The 20,936-nt window shown below is 64.5% G+C and carries 22 protein-coding genes; 19 read left to right on the top strand and 3 right to left on the bottom strand.

Features of this window, described 5'->3' with window-relative positions:
- Positions 1-58 precede the first annotated feature (58 nt).
- Positions 59-2,902 (top strand): [protein-PII] uridylyltransferase, encoded by a 2,844-nt coding sequence (locus B5M41_RS14670; protein ID WP_134648224.1) that lies wholly within the window; start codon positions 59-61, stop codon positions 2,900-2,902.
- The gene (gene murJ, locus B5M41_RS14665; protein WP_134648035.1) at positions 2,899-4,491 is read left to right on the top strand and encodes a murein biosynthesis integral membrane protein MurJ; all 1,593 of its coding nucleotides are present in this window, start codon (positions 2,899-2,901) and stop codon (positions 4,489-4,491) included. The genes B5M41_RS14670 and murJ overlap by 4 nt, the downstream gene beginning before the upstream one ends.
- A 6-nt stretch (positions 4,492-4,497) precedes the next feature.
- Here the strand turns inward: murJ and B5M41_RS14660 are convergent, their stop codons facing one another.
- A complete protein-coding gene (locus B5M41_RS14660; RefSeq protein ID WP_413713170.1) occupies positions 4,498-4,977 on the bottom strand; it encodes a YcbK family protein in 480 nt (159 codons plus the stop codon).
- A 269-nt stretch (positions 4,978-5,246) separates the two neighbouring features.
- Here B5M41_RS14660 and trpS point away from each other — a divergent pair, with 269 nt between their 5' ends.
- The 15 genes from trpS (at position 5,247) to trmB (ending at position 18,606) form a co-directional block, all read left to right on the top strand.
- Complete coding sequence (gene trpS / locus B5M41_RS14655; RefSeq protein WP_134648033.1) at positions 5,247-6,314, top strand: tryptophan--tRNA ligase; 1,068 nt, start codon at positions 5,247-5,249, stop codon at positions 6,312-6,314.
- Between the two features lie 37 nt (positions 6,315-6,351).
- Positions 6,352-6,843 carry a universal stress protein gene (locus B5M41_RS14650; RefSeq protein WP_134648031.1) on the top strand — a complete coding sequence of 164 codons (492 nt, stop codon included), beginning with the start codon at positions 6,352-6,354 and terminating at the stop codon, positions 6,841-6,843.
- A gap of 97 nt (positions 6,844-6,940) precedes the next feature.
- Positions 6,941-7,510 (top strand): NifU family protein, encoded by a 570-nt coding sequence (locus B5M41_RS14645; protein ID WP_134648029.1) that lies wholly within the window; start codon positions 6,941-6,943, stop codon positions 7,508-7,510.
- 30 nt (positions 7,511-7,540) lie between these two features.
- Positions 7,541-8,182, top strand: a complete 642-nt coding sequence (tsaB, locus tag B5M41_RS14640; protein WP_134648027.1) for a tRNA (adenosine(37)-N6)-threonylcarbamoyltransferase complex dimerization subunit type 1 TsaB — start codon at positions 7,541-7,543, stop codon at positions 8,180-8,182.
- On the top strand, positions 8,183-8,677 hold the full coding sequence (locus B5M41_RS14635) for a GNAT family N-acetyltransferase (protein WP_134648025.1): 495 nt from the start codon (positions 8,183-8,185) through the stop codon (positions 8,675-8,677).
- Between the two features lie 38 nt (positions 8,678-8,715).
- Positions 8,716-9,141 (top strand): Fur family transcriptional regulator, encoded by a 426-nt coding sequence (locus tag B5M41_RS14630; RefSeq protein WP_134648023.1) that lies wholly within the window; start codon positions 8,716-8,718, stop codon positions 9,139-9,141.
- Between the two features lie 57 nt (positions 9,142-9,198).
- Positions 9,199-9,987: a lyso-ornithine lipid O-acyltransferase gene (gene olsA, locus B5M41_RS14625; RefSeq protein WP_134648021.1), complete on the top strand. Its 789-nt coding sequence runs from the start codon at positions 9,199-9,201 to the stop codon at positions 9,985-9,987.
- A gap of 69 nt (positions 9,988-10,056) precedes the next feature.
- The gene (gene miaB, locus B5M41_RS14620; protein WP_134648019.1) at positions 10,057-11,448 is read left to right on the top strand and encodes a tRNA (N6-isopentenyl adenosine(37)-C2)-methylthiotransferase MiaB; all 1,392 of its coding nucleotides are present in this window, start codon (positions 10,057-10,059) and stop codon (positions 11,446-11,448) included.
- 27 nt (positions 11,449-11,475) lie between these two features.
- Positions 11,476-12,528 (top strand): PhoH family protein, encoded by a 1,053-nt coding sequence (locus B5M41_RS14615; protein ID WP_134648017.1) that lies wholly within the window; start codon positions 11,476-11,478, stop codon positions 12,526-12,528.
- A 14-nt stretch (positions 12,529-12,542) separates the two neighbouring features.
- A complete protein-coding gene (gene ybeY, locus B5M41_RS14610) occupies positions 12,543-13,049 on the top strand; it encodes an rRNA maturation RNase YbeY (RefSeq protein ID WP_134648015.1) in 507 nt (168 codons plus the stop codon).
- 13 nt (positions 13,050-13,062) lie between these two features.
- Complete coding sequence (locus B5M41_RS14605; protein WP_134648013.1) at positions 13,063-14,214, top strand: hemolysin family protein; 1,152 nt, start codon at positions 13,063-13,065, stop codon at positions 14,212-14,214.
- 121 nt (positions 14,215-14,335) lie between these two features.
- Entirely contained in the window at positions 14,336-15,919 is a 1,584-nt protein-coding gene (gene lnt, locus B5M41_RS14600) for an apolipoprotein N-acyltransferase (RefSeq protein ID WP_134648011.1), read from the top strand.
- A 148-nt stretch (positions 15,920-16,067) separates the two neighbouring features.
- Positions 16,068-16,487 carry a helix-turn-helix domain-containing protein gene (locus tag B5M41_RS14595; RefSeq protein WP_134648009.1) on the top strand — a complete coding sequence of 140 codons (420 nt, stop codon included), beginning with the start codon at positions 16,068-16,070 and terminating at the stop codon, positions 16,485-16,487.
- A gap of 171 nt (positions 16,488-16,658) precedes the next feature.
- Complete coding sequence (gene metK / locus B5M41_RS14590) at positions 16,659-17,897, top strand: methionine adenosyltransferase (RefSeq protein ID WP_134648007.1); 1,239 nt, start codon at positions 16,659-16,661, stop codon at positions 17,895-17,897.
- Positions 17,898-17,904: 7 nt separating this feature from the next.
- Complete coding sequence (gene trmB, locus B5M41_RS14585) at positions 17,905-18,606, top strand: tRNA (guanosine(46)-N7)-methyltransferase TrmB (RefSeq protein WP_134648005.1); 702 nt, start codon at positions 17,905-17,907, stop codon at positions 18,604-18,606.
- 21 nt (positions 18,607-18,627) lie between these two features.
- On the opposite strand, the gene B5M41_RS14580 is transcribed toward trmB, so the two are convergent.
- Both B5M41_RS14580 and B5M41_RS14575 read right to left on the bottom strand, forming a co-directional pair.
- Positions 18,628-18,885, bottom strand: coding sequence for a BQ00720 family protein (locus B5M41_RS14580; RefSeq protein ID WP_134648220.1), 258 nt, complete (start codon positions 18,883-18,885; stop codon positions 18,628-18,630).
- 132 nt (positions 18,886-19,017) lie between these two features.
- A complete protein-coding gene (locus tag B5M41_RS14575) occupies positions 19,018-19,449 on the bottom strand; it encodes an Hsp20 family protein (RefSeq protein WP_134648003.1) in 432 nt (143 codons plus the stop codon).
- 181 nt (positions 19,450-19,630) lie between these two features.
- On the opposite strand from B5M41_RS14575, the gene B5M41_RS14570 reads away from it, so the two are divergent.
- Positions 19,631-20,572, top strand: coding sequence for a nucleoside hydrolase (locus tag B5M41_RS14570; RefSeq protein ID WP_134648001.1), 942 nt, complete (start codon positions 19,631-19,633; stop codon positions 20,570-20,572).
- Positions 20,572-20,931 carry a hypothetical protein gene (locus tag B5M41_RS14565; protein ID WP_134647999.1) on the top strand — a complete coding sequence of 120 codons (360 nt, stop codon included), beginning with the start codon at positions 20,572-20,574 and terminating at the stop codon, positions 20,929-20,931. The genes B5M41_RS14570 and B5M41_RS14565 overlap by 1 nt, the downstream gene beginning before the upstream one ends.
- The last annotated feature ends 5 nt before the right edge of the window (positions 20,932-20,936 follow it).

Raw genomic sequence — 20,936 nt, 5'->3', positions numbered from 1 at the left:
TATAGGCATGCGCACCGAACGGGCGATGGACGACAAGCGGGACGCAAGCCGGAATCCGATGGAAAAGAAGCTTCTGGCACCGGCCGAATCCGGCCTTCTCGACGTGCCTGCACTGCGCGCAAGATGCGAATTCATTGCCAGTGCCAATGCCGATTATCGCGACCGCATGCGCAGCGCGCTCCTGGCCGAGTTCAAGAAGGCCAATAGCGAAGGCCGGGAGCGGGCACGCGAGCTGCTGTTTTCAGACGGCAGCGGCCTGCAATGCGCCGCGCGCATCTCCTGGCTTCAGGACCAGCTGATAACGGTCCTTCACGATTTCACGCTGAACCATGTCTTCAGCGCCGGTCAGGCATCGCCCGCCGCGCGCATCACGGTCACGGCTGTCGGCGGCTACGGGCGCGGCACGCTGGCGCCGGGCTCGGATATCGACCTGCTCTTCCTGCTGCCGGCAAAGCCCGCCGCCTGGAGCGAGCCGGCCATCGAGTTCATGCTCTACATCCTGTGGGATCTGGGCTTCAAGGTCGGCCATGCGACCCGCAACATCGAGGAATGCATCCAGCTTTCCAAGGGCGACATGACGATCCGCACGGCGATCCTGGAGGCACGCTTCATCTGCGGCTCGGTCGCGCTTTTCGAGGAGCTGGGCGTGCGCTTCGACCGCGAGATCGTGCGCGGCACCGGCCCGGAATTCATCGCCGCCAAGCTCGCCGAACGCGACGAGCGCCATCGCAAGGCCGGCGACACGCGCTACCTCGTCGAGCCGAACGTCAAGGAAGGCAAGGGTGGTCTTCGCGACCTGCACACCCTGTTCTGGATCGCCAAATACTTCTATCACATCCGTGATCCGGCCGAACTGGTGAAGCTCGGCGTGCTCTCGCGGCAGGAATACAAGCTCTTCCAGAAGGCGGACGACTTCCTCTGGGCCGTGCGCTGCCACATGCATTTCCTGACCGGCAAGGCGGAAGAACGGCTGTCCTTCGACATCCAGCGCGAGATCGCCGAGTGCCTCGGTTACCAGCCGCATCCGGGCCTCTCGGCCGTCGAGCGCTTCATGAAGCACTATTTCCTCGTCGCCAAGGACGTGGGCGACCTCACGCGCATCTTCTGCGCGACGCTGGAGGACCAGCAGGCCAAGGAAGCGCCGGGCCTGACCGCGGCGATCAGCCGCTTCACCCACCGCACGCGCAAGATCCCCGGCACGCTGGATTTCGTCGAGGACCGCGGCCGCATCACCATCGCCGGTTCGGATGTCTTCAAGCGCGATCCGGTCAACATCATCAGGCTGTTCCACATCGCCGACATCAACGGGCTGGAATTCCATCCCGATGCGCTGAAGCAGGTCACGCGCTCGCTGAAGCTCGTCAATGCCGCCCTGCGCGAGGACGAGGAGGCGAACCGCCTCTTCCTGTCCATCCTGACCTCGCCGCGCGATCCCGCGCTCAGCCTGCGCCGCATGAACGAGGCGGGCGTGCTTGGCCGGTTCATCCCGGAATTCGGCAAGATCGTCGCGATGATGCAGTTCAACATGTATCACCACTATACGGTCGACGAGCACCTGATCCGCGCTGTCGGCGTGCTGGCAAGCATCGACCAGGGCCGCGAGAAGGAGGCCCATCCGCTCAGCTACCAGGTGATGCCGGCCATCGAGGACCGCATCGCGCTCTATGTGGCGGTGCTGCTGCACGACATCGCCAAGGGCCGTCCCGAGGATCATTCGGTGGCCGGGGCGAAGGTCGCCCGCAAGCTCTGCCCGCGTTTCGGCCTCTCGCCGAAGCAGACGGAGCTGGTCGTCTGGCTGATCCAGGAGCATCTGACCATGTCGATGGTCGCACAGACCCGCGACCTCAACGACCGCAAGACCATCGTCGACTTCGCCGACAAGGTGCAGTCGCTGGAGCGCCTGAAGATGCTGCTGGTGCTGACGGTGTGCGATATCCGCGCGGTCGGCCCCGGCGTCTGGAACGGCTGGAAGGGCCAGTTGCTGCGCACCCTCTACTACGAGACCGAGCTTCTGATTTCCGGCGGCTTCTCCGAATTGTCGCGCAAGGAGCGGGCGCGGGCGGCGCGCGAGGTGCTGCTCAAGGCATTGCCGGCCGACTGGAGCCAGAAGGATCGCAAGACCTATGCGAACCTCAACTACGATCCCTATCTGCTGACGGTCTCGCTGGAGGATCAGGTCCGGCATGCGGCCTTCATCCGCGAGGCCGACCGGGCGCGCCAGACGCTGGCGACGACGGTGCGCACCCACTCCTTCCACGCCATCACCGAAATCACGGTGCTGTCGCCCGACCATCCGCGGCTTTTGACCGTGATTGCCGGCGCCTGCGCGGCGGCCGGCGCCAACATCGTCGATGCGCAGATCTTCACCACATCCGATGGGCGCGCGCTGGACACGATCCTCGTCAACCGCGAATTCCCCAACGATTCCGACGAGATGCGTCGAGCCGGCACCATCGGCAAGATGATCGAGGACGTGCTGTCCGGCCGCAAGCGCCTGCCGGAAGTCATCGCCACGCGCACCAAGAGCCGCAAGCGCAGCCGCACCTTCACCGTCTCGCCGGCCGTCACCATCTCCAACACGCTGTCGAACAAGTTCACCGTCATCGAGATCGAGTGCCTCGACCGGCCCGGCCTGCTGTCGGAGGTCACGGCCGTCCTGTCCGACCTGTCGCTCGATATTGCCTCGGCGCATATCACGACCTTCGGCGAGAAGGTCATCGACACCTTCTACGTCACCGATCTGGTCGGCCAGAAGATCACGACGGACAACCGGCAGGCCAATATCATCGCGCGGCTGAAGGCCGTCATGGCGGATGAGGCGGACGAACTGCGCGACCGCATGCCGTCCGGCATGATCGCGCCGGTGCCCGCGACGCCGAAAAAGGTCAGGGCAGAACAATGAGTCTGGTCAAGAAATTCGCGACGGTGGGCGGCGCGACGCTCGGCAGCCGCGTGCTCGGCTTCGCCCGTGAGACGCTGATGGCGGCCGCGCTGGGCACGGGCCCGATGGCGGATGCCTTCTATGCCGCCTTCCGCTTCCCGAACCTCTTCCGCCGCCTCTTTGCCGAAGGCGCCTTCAACGCCGCCTTCGTGCCGCTCTTCGCCAAGGAGATCGAGGAAGGCGGTGTCGATGGCGCCAAGCGCTTCTCCGAAGAGGTCTTCGGCGTCCTGTTCACGGTCCTGCTTCTGCTGACCATCGCGATGGAGCTGCTGATGCCGCTCATCGTCGCCTGGATCATCGCGCCGGGCTTCGTGGGCGACGCGGAGAAGTTCGACGTGACGGTGAAGCTGGCCGTCGTCATGTTCCCCTATCTCATGTGCATGTCGCTGACGGCCATGCTTTCGGGCATGCTGAACTCGCTGCATCACTATTTCGCCGCCGCCGTTGCGCCCGTTTTCCTCAATGTCGTGCTGATCGGCGCGCTGGGCTACGCGCTCTGGCAGGGTGCCTCGCCGCTCGATACGGCCTGGTATCTCTCCTGGGGCGTCCTGGTGGCGGGGCTGCTGCAGATGGCGGTGCTTTACGCGGGTGTGCGCCACGCCGGCATCCGGATCGGCTTTCGCAGGCCGCGCATGACGCCGAACGTCAAGCGTCTGCTGTGGCTGGCCTTTCCGGCGGCCGTGACGGGCGGCATCACCCAGATCAACCAGCTGATCGGCCAGATGATCGCCTCCACCAAGGACGGCGCCATCGCGGCCCTGCAATATGCCGACCGCGTCTACCAGCTTCCGCTCGGCGTCGTGGGCATTGCCGTCGGCGTGGTGCTGCTGCCCGAGCTCGCGCGTGCGCTCAAGGGCGGGCACCGGATCGAGGCGGCGAACATCCAGAACCGCTCCATGGAGTTCGTGCTCTTCCTCACTCTGCCGGCCGCGGGCGCGCTCTGGGTCATTTCGGATGAGATCGTGCGGGTTCTCTACGAGCGCGGCGCCTTCAGCCCCGATACGACCTCGATCGTCGCCGGGACGCTCGCGATCTATGGCCTCGGCCTGCCGGGCTTCGTGATGATCAAGGCGCTCAATCCCGGTTTCTTCGCGCGCGAGGATACCAAGACGCCGATGCGCATCACCATGCTGTCGGTGGTGGTGAACTGCATCCTGGCCGTCTCGCTCTTCCCGCTTTTCCACGAGCGCGGCATTGCCACCGCCGAGGCCGTCTCCGGCTGGCTGACAGCGCTGCTTCTCTTCGTGACGCTGGTGCGGCGCGGTCACTGGCCGCTGGAGCGGGCGCTTGCCTGGCGCGTGGCGCGCCTCATCGTCGCGACCCTCGTCATGGCCGTGTCGCTGGAATACGCCTCCGGCTTCCTCGCCGACCGGCTCGCGCCATCCTCGCCGCTCCTCGAACAGCTGGCGGCGCTCGGCCTTCTGATCGGCTTCGCCATGGTCGTCTATTTCTCGGTCGCCTTCCTCATCGGCGGTGCCGATCTCGGCATGATCCGCCGCAACATGAAGCGCAAGGCGAAGGCCGTGCCAGGCGAGGGGTCCGCCGAGTAGGCCACTCTAGCGCGAGGCGGGCCGTGCGCGTGTCGTGAGCCGTGCCAGCCCGCCGCCGCAATGATGCCAGCGGCGCTTCGGCCCGACATCGACATGCACGATGCCGTTGCAATAGGTGCCGAGGCCGCCGATACCAGGTGCCGAGCGTGCGGCCGCGAGGATGCGGTTTACCGAAACGCCGGGAACGCGGATATCCGCCGCAAGGCATTTGCGGTGATAGGAGCCGCGCCGACCGTTCGAGCGGTGCCCGGACGTGACGAGGGGCCTTCGGCCGACCGCGCGGGCGATATGCGACAGCACGCCCCTGAGCTTGCCGGGGAAACATCGGTGCCGCACGCGCGGCGTCTGGATGCCGTATGTTTTCGCCACCACGTCCTTGTCGGTTCTGGCGGCGTGCTTGTCGTTGCGGCCTGCCGTGGTCTCCGTCGCGAAGAGCGACGTCACAGCCACGAGGCAGGCAAGCAGAATGGAACCGTTCCTTCGCACGGTGTCCTCCCGTTTTGCGCCCCTTCGTCACAAAACGGCCGATCGGGATCGACCTTCCCTCAAATCCCCGCAGCCAGGAACAACCGGAAAGTGTCATTTATAAGGACTCCCTGATGAGAGGTCCCGCCGCAAGGCCGGCCCCACTTGATCGGCGTCCCGGCGCCGTGCATAAGCGCGGCGTATTTCTTTCGCAGATCCGTCCGCAGAACCGGGCCGGAAACTGCGCGTGCAACAGGACCAGGCCCTCCACCCGCCTGAAGGAAACCGTCATGAGCGCATTCAAGCCCCTCGTCTTCTCCGGCGTGCAGCCGACCGGCAATCTCCACCTCGGCAACTATCTCGGCGCGATCCGCAAGTTCGTGGCGCTGCAGGACGATAACGACTGCATCTATTGCGTCGTGGACCTGCACGCCATTACCGCGCAGCTGGTGCACGAAGACATGCGCGGCCAGATCCGCTCGATTGCCGCCGCCTTCATCGCCGCCGGCATCGACCCGAAGAAGCACATCGTCTTCAACCAGTCCGCCGTGCCGCAGCATGCCGAGCTCGCCTGGATCTTCAACTGCGTGGCGCGCATCGGCTGGATGGAGCGCATGACCCAGTTCAAGGACAAGACCGGCGGTAAGAATGCCGAACAGGTCTCGCTCGGCCTGCTTGCCTATCCAAGCCTGATGGCCGCCGACATCCTCGTCTACCGTGCGACGCATGTGCCCGTCGGCGACGACCAGAAGCAGCACCTGGAGCTGACCCGCGACATCGCGCAGAAGTTCAACATCGACTTCGGCAATCACATCCGAAAGGCCGGCACCGGCGTTGATATCGTGGTCGGCGAGGAGCCGGTGCACGCCTATTTCCCGATGGTCGAGCCGCTGATCGGCGGGCCGGCACCGCGCGTCATGAGCCTGCGCGACGGCACGAAGAAGATGTCGAAGTCGGATGCCTCCGACCTGTCGCGCATCAACCTCACCGACGATGCCGAGACGATCTCCAAGAAGATCCGCAAGGCCAAGACCGATCCGGACGCCTTGCCGAGCGAGGTCGAGGGCCTGAAGGGACGCCCCGAGGCGGACAACCTCGTCGGCATCTATGCGGCCCTTGCCGACAAGACCAAGGCCGACGTTCTCGTCGAATTCGGCGGCCAGCAGTTTTCGGCCTTCAAGCCGGCGCTGGTCGACCTTGCGGTCAACGTTCTCTCGCCGATCACCGACGAGATGCGCCGCTTGATGGACGACACGAGCCATATCGACGCCATCCTGCGCGATGGTGGCGAAAGGGCACGCGCGCGGGCCGAAAAAACCATGAAGGAAGTCCGCGACATCGTCGGTTTTGTGCAGTAAGGTCGACCCCGAAACGTCTTAGAGAGAAGGGGGCCGCATGGTTTCTCGACGACTTTCCCGCCTGGAAGGCCACCGCCGCAAGTTTCTGGCCGTCATCGACGATACGCCGGAATGCCAGCGCGCCGTGCATTATGCGGGAATGCGTGCGAAGAATTCCAACGGCGCCGTCGTGCTGCTCTACGTGATCGCCAATGGCGATTTCCAGCAATGGCTGGGTGTCGAGGAGATCATGCGGGCGGAAGCGCGCGAGGAGGCCGAGGCCGTGCTGGCCAAGGCCGGCCAGGCGCTGCGCGAGGCCATCGGCATCGAGCCGGAAACCGTGATTCGCGAGGGCGTTGCCAGCGAGGCGATCAACAGCCTGATCGAGGAAGACCGCGACATCGCGATCCTCGTTCTCGCCGCCGGATCGTCAAAGGAAGGGCCGGGACCGCTCGTCACGTCGCTCGCCAGCCGCGCGCAGGCGTTTCCGATCCCCGTCACCGTCATCCCCGACCAGCTGAGCGACGAGGAACTGGATGCGCTGAGCTGAGGTCTCGACCTTGAAGATAGCGACCAAAAGGTTTATCTTCTTTTGAACGTTTCTAAAGAATATGGCCGCGAGCCTGTCCGGCCGCACGGAGAGTAAGATGTTCATCCAGACCGAATCGACGCCGAACCCGTCGACCCTGAAGTTCCTGCCGGGCAAGGTGGTGCTGGAGAGCGGCACGGCCGAGTTCCGCGACGAGACCGAAGCGCGCGCCGCGTCCCCGCTTGCCGCCCGCCTCTTCGGCATTCCCGGCGTCACCGGTGTCTTCCTCGGCTACGATTTCATCACCGTCACCAAGGACGGTGCCGATTGGCAGCACATGAAGCCGGCCATCCTCGGCAACATCATGGAACACTTCATGTCCGGCCAGCCGGTTCTGGCCAGCGGCGCTTTCGGTGGCAATGGCGATGACGAAGGCGAGTTCTTCGAGGCGGGCGACGAGACCATCGTCGCCACCATCAAGGAACTGCTCGACACGCGCGTGCGCCCGGCCGTCGCCCAGGATGGCGGCGACATCACCTTCAAGGGTTTCCGCGACGGCGTCGTCTACCTCAACATGAAGGGCGCCTGCTCGGGCTGCCCGTCCTCGACGGCGACGCTCAAGCACGGCGTCCAGAACCTTCTTCGCCATTTCGTACCGGAAGTGCAGGAAGTTGAAGCCGTCGCATAAGGCCTGCCGCGCGCATCGCCGGTGCCCGGCATGATCGTCCTGGCGATCGATACGGCGGGAACGGGCTGCTTTGCCGCGCTCTATGATTCCGACAGGGACACCGTCCTCGGCGCCGCCGGCGCCGATATCGGCCGCGGCCATGCCGAGCGGCTGATGGAATTCGTCGATGCGGCGCTCGAGGCGGCCGGCATGGATCTTCCGGATATCGACCGTATTGCCGTCACCATCGGCCCCGGCTCCTTCACGGGCATCCGCGTGGGTGTCGCCGCAGCGCGGGGTCTCGCGCTGGCGCTCGGCGTGCCGGCCGTCGGGGTCTCGACGCTTGCCGCCCTTGCCGCCGACCGGTCGGGGCCGTCGCTCATCGCCATCGATGCCAAGCGCGACGAGGTCTATTGGCAGCGGTTCGCAGCCGATGGCAGCGCGGCCACGCCGCCGGCCATCGCCTCCGTCGAGCAGGCGCGTGCCATCGCGCTGGCTGAGGGGGAGACGCTCGGCGGCTCGGGTGCGACGCTGCTGCGCGCAGATGCCGAAGCAGGGACGGACGGCGTTTCCATCGCCACCGTCGCGCGGCTTGGCGCCCGCCTCGATCCCGAGGCCAGCCAGCCGCGGCCGCTTTATCTGCGCGGGCCCGATGCCAAGCCGCAGGCGGGCTTCGCGATCCGGAGGGCGTGAATGTCTCTCAGCGACTACTTCATCCGCAAACCCGTCTTCGAGATCTTCCCGCTCGAAAAGGATGACGTCGCGCTTGCCGCGGCCGTGCACAAGCTGCGATTTGCCCAGCCCTGGAATGACGGCGAGTTTCATTCGCTGCTGTCGCAGGACACCGTCTTCGGCTTTCTGGCTCTGAAGGCTGGCGTGGCGGAACGTGCGGCGGGCGGTTTCGTGCTTGCGCGCGCCACGGCGGGCGAGGCGGAAATCCTGACCATCGGCGTCGACCAGCGCTTCGGGCGCGGCGGTCTCGGCTGGCGGCTCATGCTGGCAGCGCTGCGTGAGGCGAAGATGCGCGGTGCAGAGGATATTTTCCTCGAGGTGGATGCGGCCAATCAAGCCGCCTGCGGCCTCTATGCGAAGCTCGGCTTCGCCAAGGTCGGGGAGCGCAAGGCCTATTACGCCTCGGCCGATGGCGGCCGCTCCACGGCGCTTGTCATGCGGCGCGATCTTCGCTAGTCCCCTTGCGGGAGGCCGGAAGAACGAGGGCAGGTCGTATGACGTATGTCGAGAAATCGCTGGAAGAGCTGTGTGTCGAGCGCGGCATGCGCATGACCGAACAGCGCCGCGTTATCGCGCGCGTATTGGAGGGCTCCGCCGATCATCCCGACGTGGAGGAGCTTTATCGCCGCTCCTCGGCCATCGATTCGCGCATTTCCATCTCCACCGTCTATCGCACCGTCAAACTGTTCGAGGATGCCGGCATCATCGAGCGCCACGATTTCCGCGACGGACGGTCGCGGTACGAGACCGTGCCGGACGAGCATCACGATCATCTCATCGATCTGAAACATGGCCACGTCATCGAGTTCCACTCCCCGGAAATCGAGGCCCTGCAGGAGCGCATCGCCCGCGAGCACGGCTTCAAGCTGGTCGATCACCGGCTGGAGCTTTACGGCATTCCGCTCAAGGAGGGTGAGTGAGGTCCGTCGCCGTTCCCACTTTGAGACCTCTCTCCCCGACATCGGTCCGGTGAGCGCTTGATCACCTGGCTGCGCATCGCCATCGGCGCGATTGTCCTTCTTGCGGTCACGCTCCTGCTCTTGCCGTTCCAGCTCCTCGGCCTGCGCTTCAACTGGAAGATCCGCCGCTTTCTGCCGCGTCTGTGGCATCGTGTCGCCTGCCGGGTGCTTGGCATCAGGGTGCGTGTGCATGGCGTGCTGGAGGCGAAGCGTCCGCTGCTTCTGGCCGCCAACCATGCGTCCTGGAAGGATATCCTGGTGCTCGGCTCGGTCGCCGACGTCGTCTATATCGCCAAATCGGAGGTGCGCGGCTGGCCGGTTTTCGGCATTCTCGCCCGCCTCCAGGCGACGATCTTCGTGGAGCGCGAGCAGCGCCAGAAGACCGGTGAGAAGGTCAACGAGATCGCAGAGCGCCTGGCGGCCGGCGAGATCGTCGTGCTCTTTCCCGAGGGAACGACCTCCGACGGCAATCGCCTGCTGGAGGTGAAGTCCTCGCTCTTCGGTGCGGCCGCCTCCGCCGTGCCGCATGCGCCTGATGGCATCGTGCACATCCAACCCGTTTCCATTGCCTATACCGGCCTGCACGGCATGGCGATGGGCCGCTACCACCGCCCGATCGCCGCCTGGCCGGGCGATATCGAACTCATGCCGCATCTCATGGGCATCCTGCGCGCCGGGGCCGTGGACGTCGATGTCGATTTCGGCGAGCGCGTGGATTACACGCGCACGAGCAACCGCAAGGCGGTGAGCCGCACGGTCGAGGCGCGCATCCGCGCCATGCTCGGCGCACGCCTGCGCGGCCGATAGGGCGCGAGCGCAACGGCGAAAACAAAGAATCGCTTCATTCTCCGGGCTTTTTCCACTATGGAAGCGGCCATGAGCGAACAGTCCCTCTCTGCCCCCGATGCCCCCGTGGCCACGCCGAACATCCGCAAGGTCTTCGTGAAGACCTACGGCTGCCAGATGAACGTTTATGACAGCGACCGCATGACGGACGCCCTGTCGAAGGACGGCTATCAGGCGACGGACGTGCTGGAAGAGGCCGATCTGGTGCTGCTCAACACCTGCCATATCCGCGAGAAGGCTGCCGAGAAGGTCTATTCCGAGCTTGGCCGCCTGCGCGAGATGAAGAAGGCGCGCGCCAGGGACGGCCGCGAGATGGTGATCGGCGTCACCGGCTGCGTCGCCCAGGCCGAGGGCAGGGAAATCCTGCGCCGCGCGCCGGCCGTGGACCTCGTCGTCGGTCCGCAGACCTATCACCGCCTGCCCGACGCGCTGCGTCGTGCCAAGGGCGGCGAGCGTGTCGTGGAGACGGACTATGCCATCGAGGACAAGTTCGAGCACCTGCCGGCGCCGGAAAAGGCCAAGACCCGCGCGCGGGGCGTCACCGCCTTTCTCACCGTGCAGGAAGGCTGCGACAAGTTCTGCACCTTCTGCGTCGTGCCCTATACGCGCGGCTCGGAGGTCTCCCGGCCGGTCGCGCAGATCGTCACGGAGGCCGAGCGACTCGTCGAGGGCGGCGTGCGCGAGATCACGCTGCTCGGCCAGAACGTCAATGCCTGGCACGGTCTCGGGCCCGATGGCACCGAGTGGGGCCTGGGCGACCTGCTTTACCGCCTCGCCGAAATCGAGGGCCTGGCGCGCCTGCGGTACACGACCAGCCATCCGCGCGACATGGACGACCGCCTGATCGAGGCCCATCGCGACCTGTCCAAGCTGATGCCCTACCTGCATCTGCCCGTGCAGTCCGGCTCCGACCGTATCCTCAAAGCGATGAACCGACGCCACACGGCCGCCGAATACATCGCCCTCATCGAGCGCATCCGCGCCGTCCAGCCGGACCTCGCGATCTCGGGCGATTTCATCGTCGGCTTCCCCGGCGAGACGGATGAGGACTTCGAGGACACGATGCGCCTCATCGGAACCGTCGGTTATGCACAGGCATTTTCGTTCAAATATTCCATCCGCCCCGGCACGCCGGGGGCGGAGATGGACGGCCATGTGGCCGAGGACGTGAAGGCCGAACGCCTTGAAAGATTGCAGGCTTTGCTGTTTCGCCAGCAGCGCGAATTCGCCAGGACCTGCATCGGCAAGGAGATCGACCTGCTCCTGGAGAAGCCCGGCCGCATGCCCGGCCAGCTCGTCGGCCGCTCGCCCTGGCTCCAGCCTGTGAATATTGATGCAAAAGGTTCTGAAATCGGTGACATTATCCGGGTACGAATCATCGATGCCGGGCCCAACAGCCTCTTCGCCGAAGCGATCGGTTGACGGGTTTCACACAAGGAGCTTGACCGCTTGAACGGACACGAACTGATGACGTCCTCGCCGCGCCAGTCGAAGACCGAGACCGACGCAAATCAATTCGTCCTGACTTTCGAGAACAATCGATACGCAAGCGAGCTCTTCGGCCAGTTCGATCAGCACCTGAAGCTCATCGAGCAGCGCCTGCACATCGATGCGCGGGCCCGCGGCAACTCCGTCGTCATCTCCGGCGACGTGGTGGCCACCAGCCAGGCCCGCCGGGCGCTGGACTATCTTTACGACCGCCTCCAGAAGGGCGGCTCCATCGAGCTTTCCGATGTCGAGGGCGCCATCCGCATGGCGATCGCAGCCGACGACCAGCTGTCGCTGCCGACCATGGAGCGCAAGGCCAAGCTGACCATGTCGCAGATCTCCACCCGCAAGAAGACGATCGCCGCCCGCACGCCGACGCAGGATACCTATATCCGCGCGCTCGAGCGCTCCGAGCTGGTCTTCGGCGTCGGTCCGGCCGGTACGGGCAAGACCTATCTTGCCGTCGCCTATGCCGCCCAGCTTCTGGAGCGCGGCGCCGTCGACCGCATCATCCTGTCGCGCCCGGCCGTGGAAGCCGGCGAGCGCCTCGGCTTCCTGCCCGGCGACATGAAGGAAAAGGTCGATCCCTATCTGCGCCCGCTCTATGACGCGCTTTACGACATGATGCCGGGCGACAAGGTCGAACGCGCCATCACCGCCGGCGTCATCGAGATCGCGCCGCTCGCCTTCATGCGCGGCCGCACGCTGGCCAATGCCGCCGTGATCCTCGACGAGGCGCAGAACACGACGTCGATGCAGATGAAGATGTTCCTGACGCGTCTTGGCGAAAACGGCCGCATGATCGTCACCGGCGACCCGAGTCAGGTGGACCTGCCGCGCGGCGTCAAGTCGGGCCTTGTCGAGGCCCTGCAGATCCTGCATGGCGTCGAGGGTGTCTCGGTCGTGCGCTTCAAGGATGTGGACGTCGTGCGCCATCCGATGGTCGCACGCATCGTGCGGGCCTACGAGGCGACGACGGCCGTGCACGACGAAAGCGAGCAGATCGACCGCTAAGGTCGGCACGTCCGATGAGCCAGCTCGACATCCAGATTTCCATAGAGGAGGGCCGATGGCCCTCCGAAGAACGCCTGTTCGAGATGAGCACGCATGTGCTGGGTGCCGCCGTCGATTTCCTGCGCGAAACCGAAAAGCAGCCCTTTCCGAAGACAGGCGCGCCGGAAGTCTCCCTCGTCTTCACCAGCGATGCGGAGATCCGCGGCATCAATGCGCAATGGCGCAGCCAGGACAAGCCGACCAACGTCCTGTCCTTCCCGGCCTTCCCGCTGACACCCGGCAAAATGCCGGGGCCGATGCTCGGCGACATCATTTTTGCAGAGGAAACATTGACCCGCGAGGCTGCCGAACTCGGCAAGTCTTTCGACGATCATCTCACCCATCTGATGGTGCATGGATTTCTGCATCTCTTCGGCTATGATCACATGGACGAGGAAGAGGCGGAAAAAATGGAAGGGCTTGAGACTCGCATTCTTGCCGGGCTTGGCCTATCTGACCCCTACGGGGACGATCCCGATTAACCAGTTTGGACCAATGAGCGACTTCAGAAACCAGTCCGTAGCGACGGAAAAGCACGAGGCGGATGCCTCCAGTCAGGACGAGGCGGGCAGTAGTACCAGCGCGCCGAAGCAGGAAAACGGGGGCCGGACATCCTTCTGGTCCCGCGCAGCGCGGCTTTGGCGCATGACAGGGGCCTCCAGCCTCCGCAAGGACCTCGCAGAGGCCTTGATGACGGAAGAGAGCGGCGGCGAGCCGGCCTTCCTGCCCGAAGAACGGGCGATGCTGCACAACATTCTCCGCTTCCGCGAGGTGCGGGTCGAGGACGTGATGGTCCCGCGCGCCGATATCGAGGCCGTCGACCAGGACATCACGATCGCCGAGCTGATGGTGATCTTCGAGGATTCCGGCCGCTCGCGCATGCCGGTCTACCATGAAAGCCTCGACGATCCGCGCGGCATGGTCCATATCCGCGACCTGCTCGCCTATGTCACCAAGCAGGCCCGCAACAAGCGCCGCAGCGGCGCAAAGGCGGCGCCCGCAAACGGCGAGAAGCCGGTTCGCACGCCGAAAGCTGAATTCGACCTCGGCCGCGTCGATCTTTCCAAGACCGTCGCGGAAGCCGGCATCATCCGGCAGGTGCTGTTCGTGCCGCCGTCGATGCTGGCCGCCGACCTGATGGCGCGCATGCAGGCCGATCGCACGCAGATGGCGCTCGTCATCGATGAATATGGCGGCACGGACGGTCTGGCCTCGCTGGAGGACATCGTCGAGATGGTCGTCGGCGATATCGAGGACGAGCACGACGACGAAGAGGCCATGATCCAGCGCGCCGGCGACGACGTGTTCATCGCGGATGCCCGCGTCGAGCTGGAGGAACTGGCCGAAGCGATCGGCCCGGATTTCGACATCCGCGACCAGCTGGAGGATGCCGATACGCTCGGCGGCCTGATCTTCGCATCGCTCGGACGCATTCCGGTGCGCGGCGAGGTCGTGCAGGCGGTGCCGGGCTTCGAATTCCACGTTCTGGATGCGGATCCGCGTCGCGTGAAGCGCGTGCGTGTCACCCGCAAGCGCGCCAGCGCCGTACGCCGCCGGGAACGTCGCCCGGAAGGCGAGGCGGGCGGGGTGACGCCGGAGCGCGCAACGGTTTCGGAGCCGCAGGCCGACAGCACGGGCACAGATTGAGCCGTCCTGAGATAATCTTGAAAATGATCTGCGCCTTGTCCTGCCGTGACGCGGGACAAGGCGCTGGTTTTTTGGGAGACTGGCGCGGCTGATTCGGGGAAAGCGACAAGAAGGGGACGGCATGGAGCGGCTCGCGGGCACGGTCATGCTCCTGTCTGGAAAAAGACGGGCGCTTGTTGCATTTCTTGCGGGCCTGATCGGCGTCCTGGCGCTGCCGCCCTTCGGCTTCCTCGCGGCGCTGTTCGTTTCCTTCACCCTTCTCGTCTGGCTGCTCGATGGTGCGACTGCCGCGCCTGAAGCGGGCTTCCTCCGGCGCCTGGCGCCCGCCTTCCGCATCGGCTGGCTGTTCGGCTTCGGCTACTTCGTCGGCGGATTGTGGTGGCTCGGCAATGCATTGCTGGTGGAGGCGGATGCGTTTGCCTGGGCCGTGCCGCTCGCCGTGCTGGGACTACCGGCCTTCCTTGCCTTCTATTACGGCTTTGCCACAGCGCTCGCCCGGCTCTTCTGGTCCGACGGCATGGGCCGGATCGCCGCGCTCGCCTTCGCCTTCGGGGTGGGAGAATGGCTGCGCGGCACGCTGTTCACCGGCTTTCCGTGGAATGCCGTCGGCTATGGCATGATGCCGGTCCCGCTGCTCATGCAATCCGCCGGCCTCGTCGGCATCGCCGGCATGAACGTGCTCGCCGTCTTCGTCTTCGCGGCCCCCGCGCTGCTCGGCACGCGGCGGGGAAGGGTGGCCGGCCTCGGCCTCGCCGTCATCCTGTTTGCCGCCCATCTCGGCTATGGCGCCTATGCGCTTCATGTCCTGCCGCTGCCGGAAAACCAGGCGACCGTCATCCGCCTCGTCCAGCCGGTCATCGACCAGGCCATGAAGCTCGATGATTCCGCCCGTGCGGATATCTTCGAAAAGCATCTGGCGCTGAGCGCGGCCAAGCCTGCGGAGGGGGGCAAGCGGCCGGACATTATCGTCTGGCCGGAAACCTCCATTCCCTTCATCCTCACCGACAATCCCGATGCGCTCGTGCGCATCGCCGAGGTCCTGGAAGACGACCAGGTGTTGATCGCCGGCGCGGTGCGCACCGAAAGTGCGGGATCCGGCAAGGCGCCGCGCTACTACAACTCCATCTACGCGATCGACGGCAAGGGGCAGATCATCGGCGCGGCCGACAAGGTTCATCTCGTGCCCTTCGGCGAATACATGCCCTTTGCCGAGGTCTTCGAAAGCCTCGGCGTCTCGCCCGTCGCCATGCCCGGCGGGTTTTCCCCGGCACGCGAGCATCCGCTGTTGAACGCCCTCGGCAAGGGCCTTTATCCGCTGATCTGCTACGAGGCGATCTTCCCGTCCGAGATCGGCCCCGCATCCGACGCGGCCGCAGCCCTGCTGAATGTGACGAACGATGCCTGGTTCGGCGACACGCCCGGGCCCTACCAGCATTTCCAGCAGGCGCGTCTTCGCGCCGTGGAGCGCGGCATGCCGTTGATTCGCGCCGCCAACAACGGTATTTCCGCCGTCGTCGATGCCAGGGGCGAGGTGATCTCGGGCCTGTCCTACGACGTCACGGGTTTCGTGGATGCAACCCTTCCGGGTAAGATTGCGCAGGGCCTGTGGACGAAGTGGCGGGATTGGGTCTTTCCCGCTCTTCTTGGTCTTTTCTTTCTTGTGGCGAGCATTTCACGCATTGGTTTTAGAAACAGATTGAATTGACCAAAAACCCCTAAAATAGCATAGTGCCCGCCACCGGTCGTTCTGCTGTAGTGTCGGACTCTCCGGTGGTCGCGCATACAACGTGACGTTAAGTATTCAGTAAGGGTGCCGGTCGGGGTGGGGCCATTTCCGCGTTAGGACCAAAGTGATGATGGAAAACAAGAAGAAGCCGAATCCGATCGACATTCATGTCGGCAGCAGAATTCGGCTTCGCAGGACCATGCTCGGTATGAGCCAGGAGAAGCTGGGCGAAAGCCTTGGCATCACCTTCCAGCAGATCCAGAAATACGAGAAGGGCACGAACCGCGTCGGCGCAAGCCGGTTGCAGAACATTTCGAGCATTCTCAACGTGCCTGTCTCATTCTTTTTCGAGGATGCACCCGGTGACACCGCTGACTCCCAGAGCGGTTTCGCCGATGCGTCCAGTTCCAATTATGTGGTGGATTTCCTGTCGTCTTCCGAAGGCCTGCAGCTGAACCGCGCCTTCGTGAAGATCACCGATCCCAAGGTGCGCCGCAAGCTCGTCGATCTCGTCAAGGCGCTGGCAGCCGAAGCCGAAATCGAATGATCGCTTTCAGCGAGATGGTCTGAAAAGGCGGCCCTTCGGGGCCGTTTTTTTTATGCGCGCAGGAGAAGGAAATTTCGATATAAAGATATTCTTATGTCCTTCTGTTCTTGTTTTTGGGCGATGAACTGAATAACAACATCGAAGTCTGTTTTCTTTGAGGGGACTTCCCGCATGCGCAGCAATTATCTCTTCACCAGCGAGTCCGTCGCCGAGGGGCATCCGGACAAGGTTTGCGACCGCATCTCCGACGAGATCGTGGATCTCGTCTATCGTGAGGCTGTGAAGTCGAAGGTCGATCCGTGGTCGGTCCGCATCGCATGCGAGACGCTCGCCACCACCAACCGGGTCGTCATCGCCGGTGAAGTGCGCTTGCCGCCGAGCCTTCTGAAGAAGGACAAGGACGGCAACGACGTCATCAACCCGTCGAAGTTCAAGTCCGCCGCGCGCAAGGCGATCCGTGACATCGGCTACGAGCAGGACGGCTTCCACTGGAAGACGGCGAAGATCGACGTGCTGCTGCATTCCCAGTCGGCGGATATCGCCCAGGGCGTCGACAATGCCGCGGACAGGCAGGGCGACGAGGGCGCCGGCGACCAGGGCATCATGTTCGGTTACGCCTGCCGCGAAACGGCGGAGCTGATGCCCGCACCGCTTTATTATTCGCACCGCATTCTCCAGCTGCTCGCCGAGGCCCGCAAGAAGGGCGTGGGCGATGCCGGCAAGCTCGGCCCGGATGCCAAGAGCCAGGTGACCGTGCGTTACGTCGACGGCAAGCCCGCCGACGTCGCCTCGATCGTCCTGTCCACCCAGCATCTCGATGAAAGCTGGGATTCCAAGAAGGTGCGCGAGGTCGTCGAGCCCTATATCCGCGAGGCCCTGCATGACATCGCGATCGCCGACGATTGCGTCTGGTACATCAACCCGACGGGCAAGTTCGTCATCGGCGGCCCGGATGGCGACGCCGGCCTGACCGGCCGCAAGATCATCGTCGACACCTATGGTGGCGCGGCACCCCATGGCGGCGGCGCCTTTTCCGGCAAGGACACGACCAAGGTCGACCGTTCGGCCGCCTATGCCGCTCGCTACCTTGCCAAGAACGTGGTGGCCGCCGGCCTCGCCGACCGTTGCACGATCCAGATTTCCTATGCCATCGGCGTCGCGCAACCGCTGTCGATCTATGTCGACCTGCACGGCACGGGCAAGGTGAGCGAGGACGAAGTGGAAGCCGCGATCCGCAAGGCCATGGACCTGTCGCCATCAGGTATCCGCCGCCACCTGGACCTCAACAAGCCGATCTATGCCAAGACATCCGCCTATGGCCATTTCGGTCGCAAGGCCGGCCGTGACGGCTCTTTCTCCTGGGAGCGCCTCGACCTCGTCAAGGCACTCAAGGAAGCGCTGAAGAACTGAGATCGCCATGACCGATGCAGAGCGCCGCAGCCGCGCGACCGAAGCCTTCTTCGGTCGCCGCAAGGGAAAACCGCTGAGGGAGCGGCAGGCGCATCATCTCGAGACGCTGCTTCCGGCGCTGAAGGTCGACCTTTCGGCACCGGCGCCGGCCGACATCGCATCGCTCTATGATTTCGAGCCGGCGCGCGTCCGGCTCGAAATCGGTTTCGGCGGCGGCGAGCATCTCATTCATCGCGCCCAGGAAACGCCGGATACCGCCTTCATCGGCGTCGAGCCCTTCGTCAACTCCATGGCCAAGCTCATCGGCAGCATCGAGGACACGGGCGCGAAGAACATCCGCCTCTACGACGACGATGCGACGGAATTGCTGGATTGGTTGCCGGCGGCGTCGATCGATCAGATCGATCTTCTCTACCCCGACCCGTGGCCGAAGAAGAAGCACTGGAAGCGGCGCTTCGTGTCCAGGGCCAACCTGGATCGCTTTGCCCGCGTGCTGAAACCGGGCGGGCACTTCTGTTTCGCGTCCGACATCGACACTTATGTCAACTGGACGCTGATGCATTGCGGGGCGCATCCCGCTTTCGTATGGACCGCGGAAAACGCGGCCGACTGGCTGACGCCCTATGCCGGCTGGCCGGGCACGCGCTACGAGGCCAAGGCCAAGCGCGAGGGCCGCAAGTCCGCCTACCTCACCTTCCGCCGTCTCTGACGGAAGGCTTCGGCTTCGGGGTCAGTGGAGGCTGACGGTCCGCAGGTCGTCCTCGGCAGCCTTGTAGAAGGTGCTGGAACGATTGTCGGTCAGCAGGATCGGCGTGCCGTCGGCGCCGAACAGGGCCCACAGGTCGAGGCTGGGGTCGATCTCGGGCGCCTCGGGAAAGACGCGCGAAACTTCATCCGCCTTCATCTTCCTGATGTAGCCGACTTCACCCTCGCCCAGATGTGCGAGATCTGCCTTCGAAACGGTGGGGGTAATGGTCTTCAGTCCCATCTTTGCCTCCATGGCAATGCCGGCAAGTGCCGGCCGCTGGGCGCCCGCGTCCATAAGGGAGCTCGGTGCGTCAGCGATCAGGTTACGCTCGAGACGGTCCGGCGGGGTGTTGCCGCAGGAACGGCTCATGATCTAGTCTGATACGGAAATGTTAATTTTCTTTACCATTCGCTGCGGTTCCGGCCGGATGAGATCGACCGAGAGAAGGCCGTTCTTCAACTCGGCACCCTCCACGCGCATGCCCTCGGCAAGGACGAAGGTGCGCTGGAACTGGCGAGCGGCAATGCCGCGGTAAAGATAATCCCGTTCGTTGCTGTCGGTCTGGCGACCGCGGATGACGAGCTGGCTTTCCTCTGTCGTGACATCGAGCTCCTCTTCGGAGAAGCCCGCCACGGCCAGCGTGATGCGCAGGCGCTCGGGCGCACCCGTCGCGTCGTTCGAACGCAGCCGTTCGATGTTGTAGGGGGGATAGCCATCGTTGCCCTTGGCGATGCGCTCCAGGGTTTTTTCCATGGCGTCGAAGCCCAGCAGCAGTGGGCTTGCGAAAGGGGTCATGCGAGACATACGTCCAGTCCTTGCTTTCAAGCGACCAAGACGGGACCCGAAACCGGCATCCCGACGGAACCAATATGGTGACTGTGCGCTTGCGGCGCAAGACGCTTGCGAAGCGCGATTTCGCAAATATAGTCGCCGCTTCGCCCGCGCGGTGCTGGCGAAAACCATGAAGAGACAAGGACGCAACGGCATGTCTGAGCCGAGGAAAATCATCATCGATACCGATCCTGGCCAGGACGACGCCGCCGCGATCATGCTGGCGCTCGGCAGCCCCGAGCTGGAAATCCTCGGCATCACGACCGTCGCCGGGAACGTGCCGCTGTCGCGGACCTCGACGAATGCCCGCATCATCCTGGAGTTCTGCGGCCGCACCGACATCAAGGTCTTCGCCGGCGCCGAAGGGCCGATTGCCCGTCCGCTGGTGACCGCCGAGCATGTGCATGGCAAGACCGGTCTGGACGGTCCGGAACTGCATGAGCCGCAAATGCCGCTCCAGCCGCAGCATGCCGTCGACTTCATCATCGAGACGCTGAAGCGCGAGCCGGCAGGCACCGTCACGCTCTGCACCCTCGGCCCGCTCACGAACATCGCCCTGGCGCTGGAAAAGGCGCCCGAGATCGCCGGCCGGGTGCGCGAACTGGTCATGATGGGCGGCGGCTTCTTCGAGGGCGGCAACATCACGCCGGCGGCCGAATTCAACGTCTATGTCGATCCCGAGGCGGCGGCCGCCGTCTTCATATCAGGCATTCCGATCGTCATGATGCCGCTCGATGTCACCCACAAGGTGCTGACGCTGAAGAGCCGTGTCGAAAAGCTCCGCGCGATCGGCAACCGCCCGGCCAGGGCTCTGGTGGAGATGCTGGAATTCTTCGAACGGTTCGACGTGGAGAAATATGGCTCCGACGGCGGCCCGCTGCATGATCCGACCGTCATCGCCTATCTACTGAAGCCCGACCTGTTCTCCGGCCGTGATTGCAATGTGGAGGTGGAAACGACGTCGCCGCTCACGGCCGGCATGACGGTGGTCGACTGGTGGCAGGTGACAGGCCGCAGGCACAATGCCCGGGTCATGAAGGAGGTCGATGCCGAGGGGTTCTTCGCGCTGCTCACCGAGCGCGTCGGGCGCCTTTGATGCGGGGTTCGCGCGTCGTCAGTCCCGCGGTGGAGGCCCGTTTCCACAAGGAGATGATGGGCCTCTACGACCGGTTCGCCGACCTCGGTTTCCGACCCGTCCTGCTGCGCCGCTTCGTGCTGCTCAACGGCGGCGTGGCGGCGGCGAAGGAACTCGTCTTCAAGCCCGGCACGACCGGCCTGGAGCGGCTGCTCGATGCGGGCAAGGCCGAGCTTTCCATGGAGGCGCTGATGCTGCGGCCGGAATACCAGCCGCTCTTCTCCGAGCTGGAGCTGAAGGAAGCCACCCAACGGCTGGCCAGCGCCACGCGGTCGCGCTCACGCGGGCGGCTGCAGGCGCAACCGACCCAGCCGAAGTAGCCCAG

The organism is Shinella sumterensis, assembly GCF_004514425.2.
Classification (GTDB): domain Bacteria; phylum Pseudomonadota; class Alphaproteobacteria; order Rhizobiales; family Rhizobiaceae; genus Shinella; species Shinella sumterensis.
The sequence above is the reverse complement of the archived record's forward strand: the minus strand, read 5'-3'. Positions and strand labels throughout refer to the sequence as shown.

Bases quoted from the DNA above. Each gene is read 5' to 3' on its own strand.
- B5M41_RS14670 (WP_134648224.1), top strand. From the start codon at position 59: ATGGAAAAGAAGCTTCTGGCACCGGCCGAATCCGGCCTTCTCGACGTG.
- murJ (WP_134648035.1), top strand. From the start codon at position 2,899: ATGAGTCTGGTCAAGAAATTCGCGACGGTGGGCGGCGCGACGCTCGGC.
- trpS (WP_134648033.1), top strand. From the start codon at position 5,247: ATGAGCGCATTCAAGCCCCTCGTCTTCTCCGGCGTGCAGCCGACCGGC.
- B5M41_RS14650 (WP_134648031.1), top strand. From the start codon at position 6,352: ATGGTTTCTCGACGACTTTCCCGCCTGGAAGGCCACCGCCGCAAGTTT.
- B5M41_RS14645 (WP_134648029.1), top strand. From the start codon at position 6,941: ATGTTCATCCAGACCGAATCGACGCCGAACCCGTCGACCCTGAAGTTC.
- tsaB (WP_134648027.1), top strand. From the start codon at position 7,541: ATGATCGTCCTGGCGATCGATACGGCGGGAACGGGCTGCTTTGCCGCG.
- B5M41_RS14635 (WP_134648025.1), top strand. From the start codon at position 8,183: ATGTCTCTCAGCGACTACTTCATCCGCAAACCCGTCTTCGAGATCTTC.
- B5M41_RS14630 (WP_134648023.1), top strand. From the start codon at position 8,716: ATGACGTATGTCGAGAAATCGCTGGAAGAGCTGTGTGTCGAGCGCGGC.
- miaB (WP_134648019.1), top strand. From the start codon at position 10,057: ATGAGCGAACAGTCCCTCTCTGCCCCCGATGCCCCCGTGGCCACGCCG.
- ybeY (WP_134648015.1), top strand. From the start codon at position 12,543: ATGAGCCAGCTCGACATCCAGATTTCCATAGAGGAGGGCCGATGGCCC.
- B5M41_RS14605 (WP_134648013.1), top strand. From the start codon at position 13,063: ATGAGCGACTTCAGAAACCAGTCCGTAGCGACGGAAAAGCACGAGGCG.
- lnt (WP_134648011.1), top strand. From the start codon at position 14,336: ATGGAGCGGCTCGCGGGCACGGTCATGCTCCTGTCTGGAAAAAGACGG.
- B5M41_RS14595 (WP_134648009.1), top strand. From the start codon at position 16,068: ATGATGGAAAACAAGAAGAAGCCGAATCCGATCGACATTCATGTCGGC.
- metK (WP_134648007.1), top strand. From the start codon at position 16,659: ATGCGCAGCAATTATCTCTTCACCAGCGAGTCCGTCGCCGAGGGGCAT.
- trmB (WP_134648005.1), top strand. From the start codon at position 17,905: ATGACCGATGCAGAGCGCCGCAGCCGCGCGACCGAAGCCTTCTTCGGT.
- B5M41_RS14580 (WP_134648220.1), bottom strand. From the start codon at position 18,885: ATGGGACTGAAGACCATTACCCCCACCGTTTCGAAGGCAGATCTCGCA.
- B5M41_RS14575 (WP_134648003.1), bottom strand. From the start codon at position 19,449: ATGTCTCGCATGACCCCTTTCGCAAGCCCACTGCTGCTGGGCTTCGAC.
- B5M41_RS14570 (WP_134648001.1), top strand. From the start codon at position 19,631: ATGTCTGAGCCGAGGAAAATCATCATCGATACCGATCCTGGCCAGGAC.
- B5M41_RS14565 (WP_134647999.1), top strand. From the start codon at position 20,572: ATGCGGGGTTCGCGCGTCGTCAGTCCCGCGGTGGAGGCCCGTTTCCAC.